16 protein-coding genes are annotated in these 20868 nt (G+C 66.7%); 9 read left to right on the plus strand and 7 right to left on the minus strand.

The annotated features are described in order from the left end of the window. Window positions 1–76: 76 nt before the first annotated feature. Both DYQ94_RS15035 and DYQ94_RS15040 read left to right on the plus strand, forming a co-directional pair. Window positions 77–1180, plus strand: a complete 1104-nt coding sequence (locus DYQ94_RS15035; RefSeq protein WP_024938387.1) for a PLP-dependent cysteine synthase family protein — start codon at window positions 77–79, stop codon at window positions 1178–1180. Window positions 1181–1279: 99 nt separating this feature from the next. Further along, window positions 1280–3304, plus strand: coding sequence for a M3 family metallopeptidase (locus DYQ94_RS15040; protein ID WP_126966621.1), 2025 nt, complete (start codon window positions 1280–1282; stop codon window positions 3302–3304). 98 nt (window positions 3305–3402) lie between these two features. Here the strand turns inward: DYQ94_RS15040 and fabB are convergent, their stop codons facing one another. Then, the gene (gene fabB / locus DYQ94_RS15045; RefSeq protein ID WP_039525306.1) at window positions 3403–4611 is read right to left on the minus strand and encodes a beta-ketoacyl-ACP synthase I; all 1209 of its coding nucleotides are present in this window, start codon (window positions 4609–4611) and stop codon (window positions 3403–3405) included. Then, entirely contained in the window at window positions 4611–5126 is a 516-nt protein-coding gene (gene fabA / locus DYQ94_RS15050; protein WP_039522501.1) for a 3-hydroxyacyl-[acyl-carrier-protein] dehydratase FabA, read from the minus strand. Before fabA ends, fabB begins: the two co-directional genes overlap by 1 nt. A 340-nt stretch (window positions 5127–5466) precedes the next feature. Here fabA and dinB point away from each other — a divergent pair, with 340 nt between their 5' ends. The 4 genes from dinB (at window position 5467) to DYQ94_RS15070 (ending at window position 11028) form a co-directional block, all read left to right on the plus strand. Next, the gene (gene dinB, locus DYQ94_RS15055) at window positions 5467–6546 is read left to right on the plus strand and encodes a DNA polymerase IV (RefSeq protein ID WP_039525307.1); all 1080 of its coding nucleotides are present in this window, start codon (window positions 5467–5469) and stop codon (window positions 6544–6546) included. A 173-nt stretch (window positions 6547–6719) separates the two neighbouring features. Then, window positions 6720–7370, plus strand: a complete 651-nt coding sequence (locus DYQ94_RS15060) for a phosphoglycolate phosphatase (RefSeq protein ID WP_047127351.1) — start codon at window positions 6720–6722, stop codon at window positions 7368–7370. A gap of 434 nt (window positions 7371–7804) precedes the next feature. After that, a complete protein-coding gene (locus DYQ94_RS15065) occupies window positions 7805–10021 on the plus strand; it encodes a TonB-dependent siderophore receptor (RefSeq protein WP_485129988.1) in 2217 nt (738 codons plus the stop codon). A 95-nt stretch (window positions 10022–10116) separates the two neighbouring features. Next, on the plus strand, window positions 10117–11028 hold the full coding sequence (locus tag DYQ94_RS15070; protein WP_126966686.1) for an alpha/beta hydrolase: 912 nt from the start codon (window positions 10117–10119) through the stop codon (window positions 11026–11028). A gap of 107 nt (window positions 11029–11135) precedes the next feature. On the opposite strand, the gene DYQ94_RS15075 is transcribed toward DYQ94_RS15070, so the two are convergent. Together DYQ94_RS15075 and msrC are read right to left on the minus strand one after the other, a co-directional pair. Continuing rightward, a complete protein-coding gene (locus tag DYQ94_RS15075; RefSeq protein WP_024938378.1) occupies window positions 11136–11528 on the minus strand; it encodes a TfoX/Sxy family protein in 393 nt (130 codons plus the stop codon). Continuing rightward, entirely contained in the window at window positions 11525–12007 is a 483-nt protein-coding gene (gene msrC, locus DYQ94_RS15080) for a free L-methionine (R)-S-oxide reductase MsrC (protein ID WP_054592358.1), read from the minus strand. The genes DYQ94_RS15075 and msrC overlap by 4 nt, the downstream gene beginning before the upstream one ends. A gap of 117 nt (window positions 12008–12124) precedes the next feature. Here msrC and bioD point away from each other — a divergent pair, with 117 nt between their 5' ends. Next, a complete protein-coding gene (gene bioD, locus DYQ94_RS15085; RefSeq protein ID WP_126966624.1) occupies window positions 12125–12799 on the plus strand; it encodes a dethiobiotin synthase in 675 nt (224 codons plus the stop codon). A 258-nt stretch (window positions 12800–13057) separates the two neighbouring features. Here the strand turns inward: bioD and DYQ94_RS15090 are convergent, their stop codons facing one another. Both DYQ94_RS15090 and queD read right to left on the minus strand, forming a co-directional pair. Beyond that, window positions 13058–13420, minus strand: a complete 363-nt coding sequence (locus tag DYQ94_RS15090; protein ID WP_126966625.1) for a phasin family protein — start codon at window positions 13418–13420, stop codon at window positions 13058–13060. 192 nt (window positions 13421–13612) lie between these two features. Continuing rightward, window positions 13613–13966, minus strand: a complete 354-nt coding sequence (gene queD, locus DYQ94_RS15095; RefSeq protein WP_024938374.1) for a 6-carboxytetrahydropterin synthase QueD — start codon at window positions 13964–13966, stop codon at window positions 13613–13615. Between the two features lie 282 nt (window positions 13967–14248). Between queD and DYQ94_RS15100 the strand changes: the two genes are divergently transcribed. Both DYQ94_RS15100 and DYQ94_RS15105 read left to right on the plus strand, forming a co-directional pair. Next, window positions 14249–16870, plus strand: coding sequence for a TonB-dependent receptor plug domain-containing protein (locus tag DYQ94_RS15100; protein ID WP_184429094.1), 2622 nt, complete (start codon window positions 14249–14251; stop codon window positions 16868–16870). A 108-nt stretch (window positions 16871–16978) separates the two neighbouring features. Further along, complete coding sequence (locus tag DYQ94_RS15105) at window positions 16979–19264, plus strand: transferrin receptor-like dimerization domain-containing protein (protein WP_126966627.1); 2286 nt, start codon at window positions 16979–16981, stop codon at window positions 19262–19264. Window positions 19265–19422: 158 nt separating this feature from the next. Here the strand turns inward: DYQ94_RS15105 and DYQ94_RS15110 are convergent, their stop codons facing one another. Further along, window positions 19423–20811 carry a DEAD/DEAH box helicase gene (locus DYQ94_RS15110; protein ID WP_039525325.1) on the minus strand — a complete coding sequence of 463 codons (1389 nt, stop codon included), beginning with the start codon at window positions 20809–20811 and terminating at the stop codon, window positions 19423–19425. Between the last annotated feature and the right edge of the window lie 57 nt (window positions 20812–20868).

The following is a 20868-nucleotide window of genomic DNA, read 5'->3' on the forward strand; positions in this document are numbered from 1 at the left end:
GCCCGATGACCCGCCGGCCGTGGCCGCGCGCCCGGCAGCGGTAGAATTGACGCTTCCTTCGCCGCACAGTCCTGCCATGTCGCAGCGCCAGTGGGTGGCCGCCGCCATCCAGAAGATCGAGGCCGATTTCAACCGTTCGGCCGACACCCATCTGATTCCGATGGACCTGCCGGGTTTTCCGGGCATCGACCTGTATTTCAAGGACGAGTCCAGCCACCCGACCGGCAGCCTCAAGCACCGGCTGGCGCGCTCGCTGTTCCTGTACGCGCTGACCAACGGCTGGCTGCGTGCCGGGCGGCCGGTGATCGAGGCTTCCAGTGGCTCGACCGCCATCTCCGAGGCCTACTTCGCGCGGCTGCTGGGGGTGCCCTTCATCGCGGTGATGCCGGCTTCGACCTCGCCGGAAAAGATCGCCGCGATTCAGTTCCAGGGCGGCCGCTGCCATCTGGTCGAGCGTGCCTGCGATCTGGACAGCGCCTCGCACCAGCTCGCGCGCGAGACCGGCGGTCATTTCATGGACCAGTTCACCTACGCCGAGCGCGCCACCGACTGGCGCGCCAACAACAACATCGCCGAATCGATCTTCAAGCAGCTGGCCGAGGAGCCGCATCCGATTCCCGACTGGATCGTCTGCAGCCCCGGCACCGGCGGCACCAGCGCCACGCTCGGCCGCTATGTGCGCTACCGGCGCCACGCCACCCGCATCCTCTGCGCCGACCCGGAAGTGTCGGTGTTCTTCGACGGCTATTGCCGCGCGGTGGACGGGCAGTGCCCCAAGGAGCTGGCCATCACCGGCGGCTCGCGCATCGAAGGCATCGGCCGGCCGCGGGTGGAGTCCAGCTTCATCGCCAGCTGCGTGGACGTGATGATCAAGGTGCCCGACGCTCTGAGCCTGGCCGCCATGCGCCATGTCAGCGCCACGCTCGGCCGCCGCGTCGGTGGCTCCACCGGCACCAACTTCGTCGGCGTGCTGCAGGCCGCCCAGCGCATGCGCCAGGCCGGCCGCAGCGGCTCCATCGTCACCATCCTGTGCGATGCCGGCGAGCGCTATGCGCACAGCTATTACGACCCGGCCTGGTACGTGGCGCGCGACATCGACGTCACCGACAGCGATGCGGCCATTGCCATCGCCGTCAACGGCGGCGACTTGCCTGCGCTGCCTTGTGCGGCGCTGGAATGACCGCCATATCCGATCAGCTGCTGGCAGAACCGCTGCCTCTGGCAGCGTCTGCCAGTCCCTCGCCCTGATTCCTGATCCAGTCCACCGCCGGAGCGCCCCATGACCAACCCGCTGCTCGACCTGTCCGGACTGCCGTCCTTCGATGCGATCCGCCCCGAACACGTGGGCCCGGCAATCGATCAACTGCTCGCCGAGGCCGAGGCCTCGGTGAAAGCGGCCGAGCAGGTCAGCCCGGTCAGCTGGGACAGCTTCGTGGTGCCGCTGGACGATGCTACCGAGCGGCTGTGGCGTGCCTGGGGCCAGGTCGGCCATCTGCAGGCGGTGGTCAATACGCCGGAACTGCGCGAGGCCTACAACAGCAATCTGCCCAAGCTCAGCCGCTTCGGCAGTGCGCTGGCGCAGAACCTGGCGCTGTATGCGCAGTACAAGGCGCTGGCCGAAGCGCCGGAAGCGGCGCACTACGACGCCGCGCGGCGCAAGGTGCTGGAAAACGCGCTGCGCGATTTCCGCCTCGGCGGTGCCGAGCTGGATGACGCGTCCAAGGCGCGGTTTGCGCAGGTCCAGGAAGAACTGTCCGCACTGGCCGCCAAGTTTTCGCAGAACGTGCTCGATGCCACCGATGCATGGTCGTACGTGAGCGAGGACGCAACCGAGCTGTCTGGTTTGCCGGCCGAGGTGGTCGCCGCTGCACGTGCGGCCGCGGAAAAGGACGGCGTGCCTGGCTGGAAGCTGACCTTGCAGATGCCGTGCTATCTGCCGGTGCAGACCGATGCGGACAATCGCGAGCTGCGCGCGCGGCTGTATCGCGCCAACGCCGAGCGCGCCTCCGAGTTCGGCGATGCCGCGCTGGACAACAGCGCCAATATCGATCGTATCCTGGCCCTGCGCGCCGAACTGGCGCAGCTGCTCGGCTTTGCCAGTTACGCGGAGTATTCGGTCGCCACCAAGATGGCGCAAAGCCCGGATGAAGTGATGGGCTTCCTGCGCGATCTGGCAGTGCGCGCCAGGCCGTATGCGCAACGCGACCGTGCCGAGCTCGAAGCCTTCGCCCGCGACGAACTTGGCCTGGACGAACTGCAGGCCTGGGATCTGGCCTACGCCTCCGAAAAACTCAAGCAGGCGCGCTACAGCTTCTCCGAGCAGGAGGTGAAGCAGTACTTCACCGAGCCCAAGGTGCTGGCCGGTCTGTTCGATGTGATCCACAGCCTGTACGGCCTGACCGTCAAGCCCGACCGCGCGCCGGTCTGGCATGCGGATGTGCGCTTCTATCGTCTGGAAGATGCGCAGGGCGAGCTGGTCGGCCAGTTCTATCTGGACCTGTACGCGCGTGAAGGCAAGCGTGGCGGCGCGTGGATGGACGATTGCCGCAACCGCCGCGACACCGCCAACGGCGTGCAGACGCCGCTGGTGTATCTGGTGTGCAACTTCGGCCGTGGCAGTGGCGATACGCCGGCCACGTTCCGGCATGGCGAAGTCACCACGCTCTTCCATGAAATGGGCCACGGCCTGCATCAGTTGCTGACGCGCATCGGCGAGTTGGGCGTGGCCGGTATCAACGGCGTGGAATGGGACGCGGTGGAACTGCCGAGCCAGTTCATGGAGAACTTCTGCTGGGAATGGGAGCGCGTGCAGGCGATGACCGCGCACGTGCAGACCGGCGAGCCGCTGCCGCGCAACCTGTTCGACCGGCTGCTGGCCGCACGCAATTTCCAGAGCGGCATGTTCACCGTGCGCCAGCTGGAATTTGCGTTGTTCGACATGCAGCTGCACAGCAGCTTCGACCCGACCCAGGACAACGTGCTGCAGCTGATCGAGCGCGTGCGCGACGAGGTGGCGGTCAACCGCCCGCCGGCATGGAATCGCTTCCCGCACCAGTTCAGCCATATCTTCGCCGGCGGTTACGCAGCCGGTTACTACAGTTACAAGTGGGCCGAAGTGCTCAGTGCCGATGCCTACGCCGCGTTCGAAGAAGCGCCGGAACAGGTCGCTGACACCGGCGCACGTTTTCGTCATGAAGTGTTGTCGCGCGGTGGCAGCCGCAGCGCGGCCGACAACTTCCGCGCCTTCCGGGGACGCGCGCCGAGCATCGACGCATTGCTGCGGCACAACGGCATGGCCGGCTGAACCGGGAGTGGGGAATCGGGATTGGGGAGTGGCAAGAGCGATCTCTCCGCACACCGATCCCCAATTCCCAATTCCGCGCGGCGCCCGCCGCCGCGCCCTCACACCCGCCCGAACACCAGCGCTGCGTTGGTGCCGCCGAAGCCGAAGCTGTTGGACATCACCGTGTTCACCGTGGCGTCCTGGGTCTGTCGCAGGATCGGGAAGCCTTCGGCGCGCGGGTCGAGTTCGTCGATATGCGCCGAGCCGGCCATGAAGCCGTCGCGCAGCATCAGCAGGCTGTAGATCGCCTCGTGCACGCTGGCCGCGCCCAAGGAATGGCCGGACAGCGCCTTGGTCGAGGACAGCGGCGGGACGTTGTCGCCGAACACCTCGCGTACCGCGCCCAGCTCGGTCACATCGCCCAGCGGCGTGGAGGTGCCGTGCGTGTTGAGGTAGTCGATCGGCTGCGTCAGGCCCTGCATGGCCATGTGCATGCAGCGCACCGCACCTTCGCCGCTGGGCGCCACCATGTCGGCGCCATCGGAGGTCACGCCATAGCCGAGCAGTTCGGCATGGATGCGTGCGCCGCGCGCGATGGCGTGGTCATAGTCTTCCAGCACCAGCATGCCGCCGCCGCTGCCGATGACAAAGCCGTCGCGCTGCGCATCGTAGGGCCGCGAGGCCACGGCGGGGCGATCGTTGAAGCCGGTGGACAGCGCGCCCATTGCATCGAACATCACGCTCATGGTCCAGTGCAGTTCTTCGCCGCCGCCGGCGAACATCACATCCTGCGCGCCGTGCCGGATCAGGTCCGCGGCCGCGCCGATGCAATGCGCCGAGGTCGCACACGCGGCCGACAGCGAATAGCTCAGGCCACGGATCTTGAACGCGGTCGCCAACGAAGCGGAGACCGACGAACACATCGTGCGCGGCACCATGTACGGGCCGACCTTGCGCACGCCACGGTTGCGCAGCAGATCGGCGGTTTCCACCTGCCACTGGCTGGATCCGCCACCGGAGCCGGCAATCAGGCCGGTGCGCAGGTCGCTGACCTGCTCGGCATCCAGTCCGGCATCGGCGATCGCATCGCGCATCGCCAGGTAGGCATAGGCCGAGGCATCGCCCATGAAGCGTTTGAGCTTGCGGTCGATCAGGCTGTCCAGATCCAGCGCCACCGCACCGCCGACCTGGCTGCGCAGGCCGGCGTCGGCATGATCGGGCAATGCGGTGATGCCCGAGCGGCTCTCGCGCAAGGCGCTGGAGACGGTGTCCAGATCATTGCCCAGGCAGGAAGTGATGCCCATTCCGGTGACGACGACGCGACGCATCAGAAATTCTCCGTTGAAGTGAACATGCCCACGCGCAGATCGTTGGCCGTGTAGATTTCGCGCCCGTCCACCAGCATGCGTGCATCGGACTGGGCCATCACCAGCTTGCGGTTGATCACGCGGCTGATATCGATTTCGTAACTGACCAATTTCGCGCTCGGCAACACCTGGCCGGTGAACTTGACCTCGCCGCAGCCCAGCGCGCGGCCGCGGCCCGCTGCGCCGATCCAGGTGAGGAAGAAGCCGGTCAGCTGCCACATCGCGTCCAGGCCCAGGCAGCCGGGCATCACCGGGTCGTCGATGAAGTGGCAGCCGAAGAACCACAGGTCCGGGCGCACGTCGAGTTCTGCGCGGATCAGGCCCTTGCCATGCGCGCCGCCGCTGTCGTTGATCTCGGTGATGCGGTCGAACATCAGCATCGGGTCGTTGGGCAGGCGGGCACTGTCGGGTCCGAACAATTCCCCGCGCGCGCTGGCCAGCAATTGGTCGCGCGAGTACGCACTTTGACGAGTCATGACGAACGTTTCCTGCAAGAAGCGAAAGGCGAGGCCGGCAAGGGTGCATGAGGGCGCGCGGTTCAATCAAACGTTTTATCCGTACGCATGCGTGCTGTTTTCAGCCGGTTGCGCAGTGCGGCAAGCATGTGTGGCAGACAGGATCCAACGCGGATCACGGCATTCAGCGGAACGCGTCAGGCATGCCTGCTCGGCGTGGATCGGCACCCGGACAGACGCAGCAGAGCGTCCCGCCAGCGCTCGCGTCCGTTCGCGCCCGGGCTTGCGCGATGGCGCGGCGCAAGACGTGAGACGCGGCTGATTTATCATGGCCCGACGTTTTCGGAGAGATGCCAGCTTGATGCGCAAGATCGTGCACGTGGACATGGATGCGTTCTACGCGTCCGTGGAGCAACGTGACGATCCATCGCTGCGCGGCAAGCCGGTGGTGGTGGCCTGGCGCGGTGCGCGCTCGGTGGTGTGCGCGGCCTCGTACGAAGCGCGCACCTATGGCATCCGTTCGGCCATGCCCGCGCTGCGTGCCGAGCGCCTGTGTCCGGATGCGGTATTCGTGCCGCCGGATTTTGCGCGCTACAAGGCGGTGTCGCGGCAGGTGCGCGAGATCTTCCATCGCCACACCGATCTGGTCGAGCCGCTGTCCCTGGACGAGGCCTATCTGGATGTCACGCAAGCCAAGACCGGCATGCAGCTGGCCACCGAAATCGCGCAACTGATCCGCAGCCAGATCCGCGAGGAAACCCAGCTCACCGCATCGGCCGGCATCGCACCGAACAAGTTCCTGGCCAAGATCGCCTCGGACTGGCGCAAGCCCGACGGGCAGTTCGTCATCGCGCCCAGTCGTGTCGATGCGTTCCTGCTGCCGCTGCCGGTCAACCGCATTCCCGGCGTGGGCAAGGTGATGGATGGCAAGTTGGCGGCGTTGGGGATCGTCACCGTCAGCGATCTTCGGCTGCGCCCCCTGGAAGAATTGCAGGCGCATTTCGGCAGCTTCGGGCAGAGCCTGTACCGCCGCGCACGCGGCATCGACGAGCGCCCGGTCGAGCCGGATCAGGAGGTGCAATCGGTGTCCTCGGAAGATACCTTCAGCGAGGACATCGCGCTGGAGGCACTGGATCCGCACATCCTGCGCCTGGCCGAAAAGACCTGGCTGGCCACGCGGCGTACCGAGCGCATCGGGCGCACCGTGGTCCTCAAGTTGAAGACCTCCAACTTCCGCATCCTGACCCGCTCGTACACGCCAGATCAGCCACCGGCTTCGCTGGAGGCATTGGCGGAGATCGCGCTGGCGCTGACCCGGCGCGTGGAGTTGCCCGACGACACGCGCTATCGCCTGGTCGGGGTGGGATTGAGCGGTTTCAGCGACGCGGAAGAGGGCGCGGTGCAGGGCGAGTTGTTCGGCGACATGCCGCCGGCGCAGTGAGTGCGTGGCGGCATGGCTGCTGCACCGCGGCCGCGGCGTGTGGTGCATGCAGCGATGACTGCACCCATGCATGCAGCCACGCATGCATCGGCCGTTCGCATCGCGCCACGGTGACGCGCCCTGAATCCCGCAGCTCGTACACTGCAGGCCGCTCCCCCAACGAGACTGTGCGCATGTTTCCGTATCCGCTGGTGATCTTCGACCTGGATGGCACGCTGGTGGACAGCGCACCCAATATCGCCGAAGCGCTCAATGCCACCTTGCAGGAACTCGGGCTGCAGCAGTTCAGCGAGGCGACGATCCGCAGCTGGATCGGCGAAGGCGTGCACGTGCTGCTCGCCACCGCCTTGCGCGAAGCCGGCGGCACCCACGATGCCGATACCGAGATGCCGCTGATGATGCGCCACTACCAGGCCAGCCTGCTGCACAACCCGCAGCTGTATCCCGGTGTTGCCGAGGCATTGGCCGGCCTGCGCGAGGCCGGCGCCACGCTGGCGCTGTGCACCAACAAGCCAGCGCGCTTCATCGCGCCGCTGCTGGAGCACCTGGGCATCGCTGCGCATTTCAGCAGCGTGCTCGGTGGCGATTCGCTGCCGCAGCGCAAACCCGATGCAGCGCCGCTGCTGCACCTGGCCAAACAGTTCGGGCGCACACCGCAGCAATGCCTGATGGTCGGCGATTCGGCCACCGACGCGGCGGCTGCAAACGCCGCGGCAATGCCGCTGGCGATGGTGCGTTACGGCTATCTGCGCGGCTTCGATGTGCAGAGCGCCGGTGCCGTGGCCATCATCGATGACATGCGGCAATTGCTGGCGCTGAAGTAAGACGCGCAGTGTTGCCAGCGCGGATGCAGGCATCGTCCACACCGCGGCGCGGCAACCAATACCACCATCGGCTGGCTGCGTTTGTCGCCTTGAATGAAGGCCTTTCGCACGCTGGCCGCATCGTCGGCCAGCTAACGCGTACAGTTCCCCACCGGTGTGCGTCATTGGTGACGTCTGCGCTGCCGGAAGCGGCAATGCCTGCGTGCGGCCATGCCAGCGCAGCGTTCCGATTTGAGAATGAATCGCATCTGTGTAGAATGCGCGGACAAGTTTGACTGTGTCAGCGCCGCGCACGCGCGTCGGGCGCGGCGCTGCATGCATCACTCCCATCGTGTCACCTCAAGCCGTCGCCAGAGGTCCATCTCCTGTCGAGAGGTTTGAGAATGTCCGCATCACGCCGGTCATGGATGTCTGCGCCTGCACGTCGTCCCGTGTTGTCCCACCGTCAGCTGGTGCTGGCCATTGCTCTCGGTTGCGGCAGCTGCATCTGCAGCGCATCGGCCGAAGAGGTTGCAGCCGAGCCACAGTCGCTGGGCACCGTGCACGTCACCGCCGCGCAGATCGCACGCCAGGCCTTGGGGTCATCGGTGATCACCGCCGAAGACATCGAACGGCGCCCACCGGTCAACGATCTGTCGCAGTTGCTGCGCACCATGCCTGGCGTCAACCTCACCGGCAACAGCGCCTCCGGCCAGTACGGCAACAACCGCCAGATCGATCTGCGCGGCATGGGCCCGGAAAACACGCTGATCCTGGTCGACGGCAAGCCGGTGGGATCGCGCGATGCGGTGCGCATGGGCCGCAGCGGCGAGCGCAATACGCGCGGCGACACCAACTGGGTGCCGGCCGAAGCGGTGGAGCGTATCGAAGTGCTGCGCGGCCCGGCCGCAGCACGTTACGGCTCCGGTGCCTCCGGCGGTGTGGTCAACATCATCACCAAGAAGCCGACCGGCGACCTGACCGGTTCGATGACGGTGTTCGGCCTGGTGCCGCAGCACAGTGCCGAAGGCGGTGGCCAGCGTGCCGGCTTCCAGCTCAGCGGGCCGCTGAGCGACACGTTCTCGTTCCGCCTGTATGGAAACCTCAACAAGACCGATCCGGATTCGCTGGAGCTCAATCGCCGCTTTGCCAGCAGTGCCGCCGCGGTGCCGCCGGCCGGGCGCGAGGGCGTGCGCAACAAGGACATCAACGGCCTGCTGCGCTGGGATCCGATGGAAGGCCAGGTGATGGAACTCGATGCCGGCTTCAGCCGCCAGGGCAATCTGTACGCCGGTGATCGTGCGGTCAGCGCCGATGGCCTGGCCGGTGCCGATCTGGGCGCACTGTTCGGCAGCGAAACCAACACCATGATCCGCCGCACCGCCTCGCTGACCCATCGCGGCACCTGGGCGCTCGGTACCTCGCGCCTCACCGCCGCCTATGAAGGCACCGACAATACCCGCCTTAACGAAGGCCTGGCCGGCGGCCCCGAAGGCTCCATTGCCGCCAGCCTGCTCAATTCCACCGCCACGCTCGACAACCTCAACATCGACGGCGAGTTCAACATGCCGTTGCAGGCCTGGGCCGAGCAGGTGCTGACGCTGGGTTTCGAGCGCCGCCAGAGCCGCCTCAGCGATGCGTATTCGATGTCGCAGACGGTGAGCGCCGGCGGCGGCTTTCCCGGTCTTGCCAACGGCACGCGCAGCCCACGCAGCGAGGCCACGCTCAGCGCGGTGTATCTGGAAGACAACATCTATGTCAGCGAGCGGCTGACGCTGACGCCCGGTGTGCGGCTGGATCACCACAGCCAGTTTGGCAACAACCTCAGCCCCAGCCTCAACGTGCAGTACAAACTCAGCGACGACTGGTTGCTCAAGGGCGGCATCGCGCGCGCCTTCAAGGCGCCCAACCTGTATCAGTCCAACGCCAATTATCTGTATTACACACGCGGCAATGGCTGCCCGGTGCTGTTCCCCAATCTTGGTTCGGGCTGCTATATCCAGGGCAACGACAACCTCGATCCGGAGACCAGCATCAACAAGGAGATCGGCATCGAGTGGGCACCGCAAACCGGTCACCACGCCTCGCTGACGTACTTCCATAACGCCTACGACAACAAGATCGTCGCCGGCATGACGCCGGTCGGTATCACCGTCGACCGGCGCGGGCAGGTGTTCCAGTGGACCAATGCATCGGAAGCGATCGTGCAGGGCGTGGAAGGTAATCTCACGTTGCCGCTGTTGGGCGAGCAGGGCCGCGAGCTGAAGTGGAACACCAATGTCACCTACATGATCGAGAACAAGAACACCGCGACCGATCAACCGCTGTCGGTGATCCCGGAATACACCGTCAACACCACGCTGGATTGGCAGCCGACCCAGGCCTTGTCGCTGCTGCTCACCGGGACCTTCTACGGCAAGCAGGAGTCGGCCACGCAATCGAGCACCAGCGGCGGCGCCATCGCCCCCGACACGCGCGACCCCTATGACCTGTGGGGCGTCAGTGCGCGTTACCGGATCACCCGCAAGGTCAGCGTGGGCGTCGGTGTGGACAATCTGTTCGACACCCGTCTGTTCCGCGAAGGCACCAACAACACCGGCGGCGCGGCGGGTGCAGCCACCTACAACGAACCCGGTCGCGCGTTTTGGGCGAGCCTGAGTTTCGGTTTCTGACAGCGATGCGGCGCCGTGCGCGAACGTGCGCGCCGCGACAGGAGAGTGCAATGACCCGACAGCATCGTTGGCGGCTTGCGTGTGCCGCTGCGCTGATGTGGATCGCCGGCGCTGTGCCGGCGTTCGCACAGCCGGACCTGAGCCGCACGATCGGCAGCACCGTCGCCGATCGTCCCAGTGCCTCGTATGTGTTCAGCGCGTTGCGCCTGGATTCGGCCGATGGCCAGCGCCATTACCGCGTGCGCATCGCCACCCCCAAAGCTGCGCCACCGGCTGCGGGGTATCCGGTGGTGTATCTGCTGGATGGCAATGCCGCGCTGATGGAGCTGGATGAGCGCCTGCTCGACAGCCTGACCACCCACGGCGATGCGCCGGTGCTGGTGTTCATCGCCGACGACAGCGCATTGCGCATCGATGCGGTGGGGCGCAGCCTGGACTACACGCCTGCGCGCTATAGCGACGGGCGGGTGGAAACCGATCCACTCGATCCGCAGCGCAGAACCGGCGGTGCGGCGGCGTTCGCGCAGCTGATCGCAACAGGCATTCGCCCGCAGGTGGAAGCGCGCGTGGCGGTGGACCGTCAGCGGCAGACGCTGTGGGGCCATTCGTATGGCGGATTGTTCGTGCTGCAGGTGTTGCTGACGCAGCCGCAGCTATTCCAGCACTACGTCGCGGTCGACCCGTCGCTGTGGTGGGGCGATGGGTTTGTCGTGCAGCAGGCGCAGCGTGTGGTCGACCATGCACGGGAGCGTTCGGCGGGCACGCAGCCATCCAGGCGTCGGCTGACGCTGATGGCAGGCGAGGGCGCACCATCGGCGAACAAGGCAAAACCGGATCGCCCGGGGCGGCCGCGCGCAGATCCACAGGCCGCCCGACGCCTCGTCGCGCTGTTGTCGTCGTTACCCGGCCTTACCGCCGACTATCAACCGCTGCCAGGCCTCAGCCATGGCCAGACGTTGGGCGCATCGCTTGCGCCAACGTTGCGGGATGCAGCGACGCGTCGATGACGTCCCATCAAGCAGGCGCTCGAGGAAAACCCGCTCGACAAGCACGCTGCTGCGGATCGCAGTGTTGATGCCGCACGCATGCAGCGGTGACACCTCGGCGCAGGCACTCAATCGTCGCGCGTGTCGCTCTGGTCCGCAGTCTCGTCGTCTGCTTCGCCTATCTCACCGTGCGTATCGTCGTTGTCGGCGCGTGCGTAGTGCACGGTTTCCACCGGTCCACCGACCGCGCGCCCGCGCACCGGCAACAGCGCACTGGCTGCCTCGTATTCGGCCAGCAAGGCATGCCGGCGCGCTTCCGGCACGTCCTGCCAATGGCAGTCGGTCAACGCGCCTTCCAGCGAATACAGCAGGTTGAGGCTGGGCTTGAAGCCGGCGCGGCGCACTTTGACGAATGCGCCCACCGCGCCCACCGCCTGCAGATCCTGCTGCGTGCGCAGGCCGACCTGGCGCAGCCACGCCGCACTTTTCGGGCCGATGTTGCGCAGCCGTTCGGTGGTCACGTCAGCGCGCCGACGAAGACCTGGGCAATGGCTTCCAGGCCGCGCTGATCGTCGGCGTCGAAGCGATCCAGCTCCGGGCTGTCCAGATCCAGCACGCCGATCAGCGCATCGCCCCTGACCAGCGGAATCACCAGCTCCGAGCGCGAGGCCGAATCGCAGGCGATATGCCCGGGGAAGGCATCCACGTCGGCAATGCGCTGACTCTGCCGGGTGCTGGCAGCCGCGCCGCACACGCCCTTGTCCAGCGGAATGCGCACGCAGGCCGGCAAGCCCTGGAACGGCCCCACCACCAGCTCGCGGCCGTCGTAGAAATAGAAGCCGGCCCAGTTGAGCGACGGCAACGCATTGAAGATCAGTGCGGCCAGGTTGGCGGCATTGGCGATCCGGTCCGGCTCGCCATGCACCAGGGCCTGGGCCTGGGCGGTGAGCTGGGCGTATTGTTCCGGCTTGCTGCCGGTCAGCGAAGAGGTTGCGAACATGGCCGAAGTTTAGCAGCGGCCATCCGCAGCGGCATTGCGACTCAGCCGCGCGTTCGGATCCGCACGCTATGCTGCGCGCCCCCACGGCAACCGCGGCGCGGCCGCAGGAACAGACGCATGCAGCTTCCGGCGTTGTATGTCACCGGCACCGACACCGGCATCGGCAAGACCATGGCCAGCACCGCGCTGCTGCACGCACTGCGCAGACAGGGCCACACGGCGGTCGGCATGAAGCCGGTGGCCAGCGGTTGCGAGCACACGCCGCAGGGCTGGCGCAACGAGGACGCGCTGGCGCTGCAGGCCGCCAGCGCCCCGCAACCCGATTACGCCACCCTCAATCCCTATGCCTTGCCGGCACCGCTGGCGCCGGAACTGGCCGCCGCCGATGTCGGCGTGACCCTGTCGCTGGAGCCGATCGTCCAGGCCTTCGCGCAATTGCGCGCGCAGGCCGAGGTGGTGGTGGTGGAAGGTGTCGGCGGCTGGGCTGCGCCATTGAGCGCCGATCTGGACCAGGCCGATCTGGTGCGTGCGCTCAAGCTGCCCGTGGTGCTGGTGGTCGGCATCCGGCTGGGCTGCATCAATCACGCGCGCCTGACCGCCGCGGCGATCGCTGCCGACGGGCTGGACTGCATCGGCTGGATCGCCAACGAGGTCGACCCGCAGATGGAGCGCATCGAGGAGAACATCGGCATGCTGCGCCAGCGCCTGGCGATGCCGTGCTGGGGCCGGATCGGCTGGCGGCCGGGCGCCGATGCCGCGGCGCAGTCGCTGGGGCTGCACGTGCCGGTCTGAGTGATGTTGGCGGTCTGGCGGCCGCGTCACTGCGACGCGGATCGCCAGATGCCATCCCAGCCTTGCGCGCTGCCGGGCGCTCGCCCTGCGTCCCGGCGTTTCCAGTGCACCCTGCGCCGTGCCGCGATACCACCTGGTCGGAGTGGCAGCGCGCGCAATGCGCAGACAATAAAAAAGCCCGACAGAGGGAGGGATCTGTCGGGCCGGATTGCATGGGGGGAGGGACCCATGCAAAGACGCTGAATTTTTTGTCGGCGCTTACGTGCGCCGGGTCTTGCTTTTGGCGGCCTGCTCGCTGTTGGCCTCGAACTGCTGCTTGGCCAGTTGGCCGAGCGCATCGGATGCCTTCAATCCCAGTCCAACCACTTCCTGATTCACCGAGGCCAGCCGTTCCAGGTTGTCGCGGGCCAGTTGCAGCCCCTTCGGCCAGAGCGTCTGGTAGGCGCCAAGGTCGCGGGCCTGGGCAAACTCACCGAAGAAGCTGGTGGTCGCACTGACGTTGCGTTCGAGCGTCTTCAGCTGCAGGCCAAACGCGTTTTCCGCGTGTTCCATCGCCAACTGGTTGGCGCGTGCCGCTGCAGAGGCAAAGCTGTTGAAGCCGTTTTCGAACTGCGCCGACATTGCGAACCCCTTGGGGAAGGCTGTGACCGTTGTTGCGTTGCAGCATACGCGGATATTGCTGCGATGCAACACGTTTGCTGAAAATTTCCGAAATCGCCTGCAAAGCGTTTTGAAATCAATCCATTATCCGTGCCGTAGAAACGGCAAGACCGCCCTGGAGGCGGCCTTGCGTCACACCACTGCGCTGCGCGATCAGCCGCGATAGCGGCAGCCGGAGGTGCAGGTTTCATGCACCACGATCTCGCTCAGCTGCGGCAGCGCCGGCTTGAGCTGGTCCCAGATCCAGATCGCCAGCCGCTCGCTGGTCGGGTTTTCCAGCCCCTCGATGTCGTTGAGGTAGTGGTGGTCCAGGCGGTCGTAGATCGGTTGGAAGGCGGCCTTGATGTCGCCGAAATCCATGATCCAGCCGGTCTCGGCACCGGGTTCGCCGCTGACATGCAGCTCGACCCGGAACGAATGCCCGTGCAGGCGGGCGCACTTGTGGCCGGGGGGCACATTGGGAAGCCGGTGCGCGGCTTCGAGCGTAAAGACTTTGAAGATATCCATGCGCGCCATTGTAAGTGCGCCGGTGCCTGCCGGGCTGACCCGATCGCGGCGACACAGCGTCTCTGCGCCCTGGCATGGCACCCGCAACGCGGGGTGGTCGCGTTGCGCCGGAGCGCCGCACCCGGTCGGCCGCACAACGTCCGACGCGCGTCTTACTGCGTCCGGCCAGCGACGTGTGTCACCGCGCGTCATATCTCTATGCAGATCTGTAATTTTTGTTAATCGATTGCGCATGGCCCACTGCAAAACCCCCATTCATGGATGCCGTGCGTGAAGCGCCCGATGCCTTATCTGCTGTCTGCTGCCGTTCTGTCGGCGCTGATTCCCCTTGCCCATGCCGACGACGCGACAGCCGACACGGGCAAGACCCTGGCCACCGTCAGCGTCACCGGCTCCAATATCAAACGCACCGACAGCGAAGGCCCGAACCCGGTGCAGGTGATCGACCGCCAGCAGCTGGAGCAGTCCGGCAAGGTCACCGTGGCCGACGCGCTACGCTCGATCTCGGCCAACACCGGCAACGCCACCAACGAAACCACCAACAACGGCTGGGCGTCCGGCTCGGCGGGCATCGGCCTGCGCGGGCTGTCGCAGAAGAACACCCTGGTGCTGCTCAACGGACGCCGCCTGGCCAACTACGGCTTTCCCGCCAATGGCCTGGGCGACACCTTCGTCAACCTCAACGCATTGCCGCTGGTGGCGGTGGAACGCATCGAAGTGCTCAAGGACGGTGCCTCTGCCGTGTACGGCTCCGACGCGGTGGCCGGCGTGGTCAACATCATCACCCGCCAGGATTTCCAGGGCGCAGAGCTGGGCGTGAGCGGCGGCACCTCCGATCAGGGCGGCATGGATACCCAGCGCGCCAAGTTCATCGGCGGCATCGGCGATCTTGACCGCGACGGCTACAACATCCTTTTCAGTTTCGACGCCTACAACCGCGACCGGCTGGATCAGGATCAGCGCGCGCTGACCCGCTCGGGCATCTACACCGACCTGCCCGGCGGGCGCTGGAACGGCTGGTCGGCCAAGGGCGCGCGCTACCTGGTCGGCGGCCGCTCGGTGCCGATGCTGGATGCGCAAGGCAACTGCCCCGCCGGCACCGTGCTGACCGCCAGCGCGCCGATCGACGGCCTGGCCGGCGACACCTGCGGCTTCAACCAGGCCCCGTTCACCACGCTGATTCCCTCGACCAAGCGCTATCAGGCCTACACCAACGCCACCTTCCGGCTCAGCGACAATGTCGAGGCGTTCGGCGAGGCGCTCTACAGCGAGGTCAAGGGCGTGTCGATCTTCGGCTCCAGCCCGTACTTCACCCTGGAAGGCGGCCGCTTCGCCTTGAACGCCAGCAGCGGGCTGGCCGAGCCGGTGTCCAACCTGTTGCCGGCCTCCAGCCCGTACAACCCGTACGGCACCGCGGTGCCGATCGAATACACCTTCTTCGACCTGGGCCAGACGGTCAAAACCAATCGCTCGCAGTCCTACCGCTTTCTCGGTGGTGTGCGCGGCAAGACCGAACGCTGGGATTGGGAGGCGGCTGCGTTCGCCGCACGCAGCACCGAGCACGAAACCGTGTCCGGTGGCTTCGCCAACCGCTTCACGCTGGCGCAGGCGCTGGCCGACGGCAGCTACAACCTGCTCGACCCGTCCGCCACGCCGCAGTCGGTGATCGACGGCATCAACCTCAGCACGCTGCGCCCGGCGCAATCGACGCTGCGCGGCGTCGATGCCAAGGTGTCCGGCAACCTGTTCGAGCTGCCGGCCGGCAGCGTCGGGTTCGCTGCCGGTGCCGAGTGGCGGCAGGAGGAACTGGTCTCGCGCAATCCCTGGCAGATCGACCAGGGCCTGCAGATCCGCCCCGCGATTGCCGCGGTGGATGGCGAGCGCAGGGTGTCGGCGCTGTATGCCGAGGTCAACCTGCCGCTGCTGCGATCGCTGGAACTGCAACTGGCCGGGCGCGGCGATCACTACAGCGATTTCGGCGAGGCGTTTTCGCCCAAGGCCAGCCTGCGCTGGCAGCCGCTGGACGCCGTGCTGGTGCGCGCGGCCGCCTCGCGCGGCTTTCGCGCACCGTCGTTGTCGGAGAATGCGGCCAGCACCAACATCTCTTACGGCTCGGTGGTCGACCCGTTCGATCCGGACGTGCCGGGCTCGCGCCAGAACCCGACCTTCTTCACCGTCGGCAACACCGCGCTCGAACCCGAGCGCACACGCAGCTACAACCTGGGCGTGGTGCTGTCGCCGTGGGCCGACACCAGCCTGAGCGTGGACTGGTACAAGATCGAACTGGAGAATCTGGTCGGCACCGGCAACAACGCCACCATCGTGCAGAACAACGACCCGGCCGACGTGATCCGCAACGAGCGCGGCACCCTGGTGGCGGTGTACAACCGCTACCAGAACCTCAGCGAGCTGACGACCTCGGGAGTCGATGTCGAACTGCGTCAGCGCTGGCGCACCGAGGCAGCCGGCAACTTCGGCCTCAATACCGCCTATACCCATGTGCGCGATTACCGCCGCCCCACCGTGGTCGGTGGCCCGTTGCAGGATTACGCCGGCAGCAATCTCGGCCCGTCGCTGCCACGCAACAAGGCCACCACCACGCTGGACTGGAACCTGGGCACCGTCAGCGCCGCACTGACCTGGTACTACACCGGCGGCTACGACCAGAGGGCCAGCGCCGCGGCCACTGCCGTGCAGTCGCGTGTGGGCGACTACAACCAGTTCGACCTGTATCTGGGTTACACCGGCATCGACAAGCTGACCCTGTACGCCAAGATCGAGAACCTGGCCGACAAGCAGCCGCCGGTCGACGCCTCGTTCCCGGGCATTCGTGCGCCTTACGACTTCACCCAGTACGACCTGCGCGGGCGTTACTTCACCGTTGGCCTGGACTATCGATTCTGATCGGAATACGCACGGCCCATGCACGCCCGTGCGATGGTGCGTGCGTGCTCCAGCGTGCTGTCTCAACCCAATCGCCATTCGCCCCCGGACACTTTCCAAGGAACTCCGATGACGTCTTCGCCGCATGCCTGGCTGCTCGCCCTGGCCTTTGTCGCACCTTCCCTCGCTGCCCAACCTGCGGCCCAACCCGTCGCGCTGCCGGGTTATGACGCCGCTGCCGCACAGGCGCAGCGCGCGCTGGAAGCGCGTTTCGATAGCGGCCTGAAGGACGCCGATTATCGCGGCTGGTTGAAGCAATGGGCATCGGCGCCCAATCACGTTGGCGCGCCGCATAACCTGGAGAACGCCCGCGATCTGCAAAACCGCCTGCGCGGCTACGGGTGGGATGCGCGCATCGAAACCTTCCAGGTGCTGTGGCCCTCGCCCAGGAGCTCGCAGCTGGAATTGCTCGGGGCAAAGCCGTATGTCGCGCGTCTGAAGGAGCCGCCGCTGCCGGGCGACAGCACCTCCACCCAGACCGAGAACGTGCTGCCGCCGTATGTGATCTACGGCGGCAATGGCGATGTCACCGGCGATCTGGTCTACGTCAATTACGGCATCGCCGAAGACTACGAAGCGCTGGCGCGCAATGGCGTGGATGTGCGCGGCAAGATCGTCATCGCCCGCTACGGCAAGGGTTGGCGCGGGCTCAAGCCGCGGCTGGCGCAGGAGCATGGCGCGATCGGCGCGATCATCTATTCCGATCCGCGCGACGACGGCTATTTTCAGGATCGGGCGTATCCGGATGGCCCGGCGCGCAACCAGTGGAGCGTGCAACGCGGCTCGGTCGCCAATTTCGCGATCTATCCCGGCGATCCGCTGACCCCGGGCGTCGGCGCCAGCAAGGGCGCCAAACGCCTGAAGATCGACCAGGCCGGCAGCGTGTTGAAGATCCCGACCCTGCCGATCAGTTGGGGCGACGCGCAGCCCTTGCTGGCCGCGCTGGGTGGGCCGGTGGCACCGGAGGACTGGCGTGGCGCGCTGCCGATCACCTACCGCATCGGCGGCGACGACACCGCGCGCGTGCATCTCAAGGTGGACGCGGAGTGGGGCAGCAAGACCATCTACAACGTCATCGCCACCCTGCGTGGCAGCGAGTATCCGGACCAGTGGGTGGTGCGCGGCAATCACCGCGACGGCTGGGTGTTCGGTGCGGCCGATCCGCTCTCGGGTACCACCGCCTTGCTGGCCGAAGCCAAGGCGATCGGCGAGCTGGCCAGGCAGGGGCAGCGCCCCAAGCGCACGCTCGTCTACGCCAGTTGGGACGGCGAGGAGGCCGGCCTGCTCGGCTCCACCGAATGGGCCGAACAGCACGCCGACGAACTGCGCCGCAAGGCGGTGCTGTACGTCAACACCGACGGCAACGGGCGCGGCTTTCTCAATGCCGGTGGCAGCCATGCGCTGCAACGCCTGGTCAACGGCGTGGCGGCGGATCTGCGCGACCCCGACAGCGGCGTGAGCGTGCTCGAACGGCAACGCGCCCGTGCCCGCATCGACGCGCTGGCGCCCACCGCCAAGCCGGCGCAAAAAGACGTTGCCAAGCAACTCGCGGCCGGCGGCGACGTGCCGCTGAAGGCGCTGGGCTCGGGCAGCGACTACAGCCCGTTCCTGCAGCATCTGGGGCTGACCACGCTGGATCTGGGCTATGGCGGGCAGGGCGGCGGCAGCGGTGTCTATCACTCGCTGTACGACTCCTACGATTATTTCGCGCGCTATATCGACCCGGATTTCAGCTATCTGCCGCTGTTGTCGCAGACGGTCGGCCGCACGGTGCTGCGCGTCGCCAACGCGCCGGTGTTGCCGCAACGCTTCGGCGACTTCGCCGACGCGGTGGCCGGCTACGCGCAGGAGCTCAAGCAGCAGGCCGACAGCGACCGCACTGCCGCCCGCACCCAGGCCGAGTTGTTGCAGGCCGGTGCCTATGCCGCCATCGATAACCCGAACCGGCCGCAACGCGCCCCCGAGCCGAAAGCCGCAGTGCCGCAGATCGACTTTGCCGCACTGGATCAGGCCATTACCCGCCTGCAAACCAGCGCCAGACGCTATGACGATGCACTGGCATCGCGCGGCGGCGGGTTGGATGCACGTGTGCGCGGCACGCTCAATGCCTCGCTGCAGCGCATCGACCAGACCCTGCTGGCCGAAGGCGGTCTGCCGGGGCGGCCGTGGTACCGGAACCTGATCTACGCGCCCGGCCTGGCCACCGGATACGAGGTCAAGACCTTGCCCGGCATCCGCGAAGCGCTGGAAGACCGGCGTTGGGAGGATCTGAGCGCCTACATCGTGCAGACCGCCGCGGTGCTGGATCGGTATCGCGAGGCGATCGATCGCAATACCGCGTTGATCGAAGGCTAGGGGGGCATGACGGATTGCGTCGCGAGGTCTACGCGCAGTCCTGTTCGCACCCCAGCGTGCATCGGCTACACGACGCGCACAAAAAAGCCGCCCCGAAGGGCGGCTTTTTCTTTCAGTTCAACGCAGACCTGGGCGCCGGTCGTACCGGCGCTCCGGCGTCAGCGCGAGCCGCCCGGACGCTGACCGCCACGGCCACCATCGCGACGGCCTGCACCGGCACCGGCGGCAACACCGGCCTGACGCGGACCGCTGCTGCGCTGGCCGCCCGGCTTCTTCGGGCCGGCATGCGCATGCGCCTGACGCGGTGCATCGCCATGCGGACGACGGGCGTGGCTCTTGCGCGGGGCGCGATCGCCACCCGGCTGCTCGGCACGGCCCGGCGCGCTGTTGCCCCAACGGATCGGGGTCTGCGGCTCGTAACCCGGCACGTCGCGGATTTCCACGTCGCGGCCCAGCATGCGCACGATCTGGCGCAGCAGCTTGGCTTCGTCCTGCGCCACCAGCGAGATCGCCTCGCCGGTGGAACCGTTACGGCCGGTGCGGCCGATGCGGTGCACGTAATCCTCGGCCACCATCGGCAGGTCGTAGTTGATGACCTTGGGCAGCTGGTCGATGTCGATGCCGCGTGCGGCGATATCGGTGGCCACCAGCACGGTCACGCGGCCGGCCTTGAAGTCGCTCAGCGCGCGCATGCGCTGGCCCTGGCTCTTGTTGCCATGGATCGCCGCGGTCTTGATGCCGGACTTTTCCAGGAACAGCGCCAGCTTGTCGCTGCCGTGCTTGGTGCGGGCGAACACCAGGGTCTGCTCGCGGCTGTCCTGCGCCAGCAGGTGCAGCAGCAGGTCGCGCTTGCGCGCGCCATCGACCGGGTGCACGCGGTGGGTGATGCTCTCGGCCACGGTGTTGCTCGGGGTGACCTGGATCTGCATCGGGTTGCGCATGAATTCCAGCGCCAGCTGCTTGATGTTCTCTTCGAACGTTGCCGAGAACAGCAGGGTCTGACGGTCCTGGCGCGGCAGCTTGGTCAGGATGCGCTTGATCGACGGCAGGAAGCCCATGTCGAGCATGCGATCGGCTTCGTCCAGGATCAGCACTTCGATGCCGGACAGGTCCACGCTGCGGCGCTCGATATGGTCGATCAGCCGGCCCGGGCAGGCGATCAGCAGGTCCACGCCGCGACGCAGGGTGTCGAGCTGGTTGCCCATGCCCACGCCGCCGTAGATCACCGCGCTCGGGATGCGCAGGTACTTGCTGTAGCCGCGCAGGCTGTCGTGCACCTGGGTGGCCAGCTCGCGGGTGGGGGTCAGGATCAGCGCGCGCGGCTTGCGCGGGCCGTTGACCGGCTGCGGCGAGGTGCCCAGGTGCTGCAGCAACGGCAGGCCGAACGCGGCGGTCTTGCCGGTACCGGTCTGTGCGCCGGCCAGCAGGTCATGCCCTGCCAACACCAGCGGGATGGCCTGCTGCTGGATCGCAGTGGGGGTTTCGTAGCCCTGCTCGGCCAACGCGCGCAGCAGGAAGGGCGCCAGGCCCAGGGATTCAAAAGACATCAGGAAGCTCCAAGTAAAGCGTCGCCGCCAGGCCAGGCCCGGAGCGCAAACGCATTG

The organism is Xanthomonas sp. LMG 8993, from assembly GCF_009835065.2.
Classification (GTDB): Bacteria; Pseudomonadota; Gammaproteobacteria; order Xanthomonadales; family Xanthomonadaceae; genus Xanthomonas; species Xanthomonas arboricola.

What these genes read in the sequence shown, in the direction of transcription:
- fabB (WP_039525306.1), bottom strand. Translation starts at nt 4,611, where the DNA reads ATGCGTCGCGTCGTCGTCACCGGAATGGGCATCACTTCCTGCCTGGGC.
- dinB (WP_039525307.1), top strand. Translation starts at nt 5,467, where the DNA reads ATGCGCAAGATCGTGCACGTGGACATGGATGCGTTCTACGCGTCCGTG.
- queD (WP_024938374.1), bottom strand. Translation starts at nt 13,966, where the DNA reads ATGGATATCTTCAAAGTCTTTACGCTCGAAGCCGCGCACCGGCTTCCC.
- DYQ94_RS15070 (WP_126966686.1), top strand. Translation starts at nt 10,117, where the DNA reads ATGTGGATCGCCGGCGCTGTGCCGGCGTTCGCACAGCCGGACCTGAGC.
- DYQ94_RS15105 (WP_126966627.1), top strand. Translation starts at nt 16,979, where the DNA reads ATGACGTCTTCGCCGCATGCCTGGCTGCTCGCCCTGGCCTTTGTCGCA.
- DYQ94_RS15040 (WP_126966621.1), top strand. Translation starts at nt 1,280, where the DNA reads ATGACCAACCCGCTGCTCGACCTGTCCGGACTGCCGTCCTTCGATGCG.
- DYQ94_RS15060 (WP_047127351.1), top strand. Translation starts at nt 6,720, where the DNA reads ATGTTTCCGTATCCGCTGGTGATCTTCGACCTGGATGGCACGCTGGTG.
- DYQ94_RS15110 (WP_039525325.1), bottom strand. Translation starts at nt 20,811, where the DNA reads ATGTCTTTTGAATCCCTGGGCCTGGCGCCCTTCCTGCTGCGCGCGTTG.
- DYQ94_RS15090 (WP_126966625.1), bottom strand. Translation starts at nt 13,420, where the DNA reads ATGTCGGCGCAGTTCGAAAACGGCTTCAACAGCTTTGCCTCTGCAGCG.
- DYQ94_RS15100 (WP_184429094.1), top strand. Translation starts at nt 14,249, where the DNA reads ATGCCTTATCTGCTGTCTGCTGCCGTTCTGTCGGCGCTGATTCCCCTT.
- msrC (WP_054592358.1), bottom strand. Translation starts at nt 12,007, where the DNA reads ATGTTCGCAACCTCTTCGCTGACCGGCAGCAAGCCGGAACAATACGCC.
- DYQ94_RS15035 (WP_024938387.1), top strand. Translation starts at nt 77, where the DNA reads ATGTCGCAGCGCCAGTGGGTGGCCGCCGCCATCCAGAAGATCGAGGCC.
- bioD (WP_126966624.1), top strand. Translation starts at nt 12,125, where the DNA reads ATGCAGCTTCCGGCGTTGTATGTCACCGGCACCGACACCGGCATCGGC.
- fabA (WP_039522501.1), bottom strand. Translation starts at nt 5,126, where the DNA reads ATGACTCGTCAAAGTGCGTACTCGCGCGACCAATTGCTGGCCAGCGCG.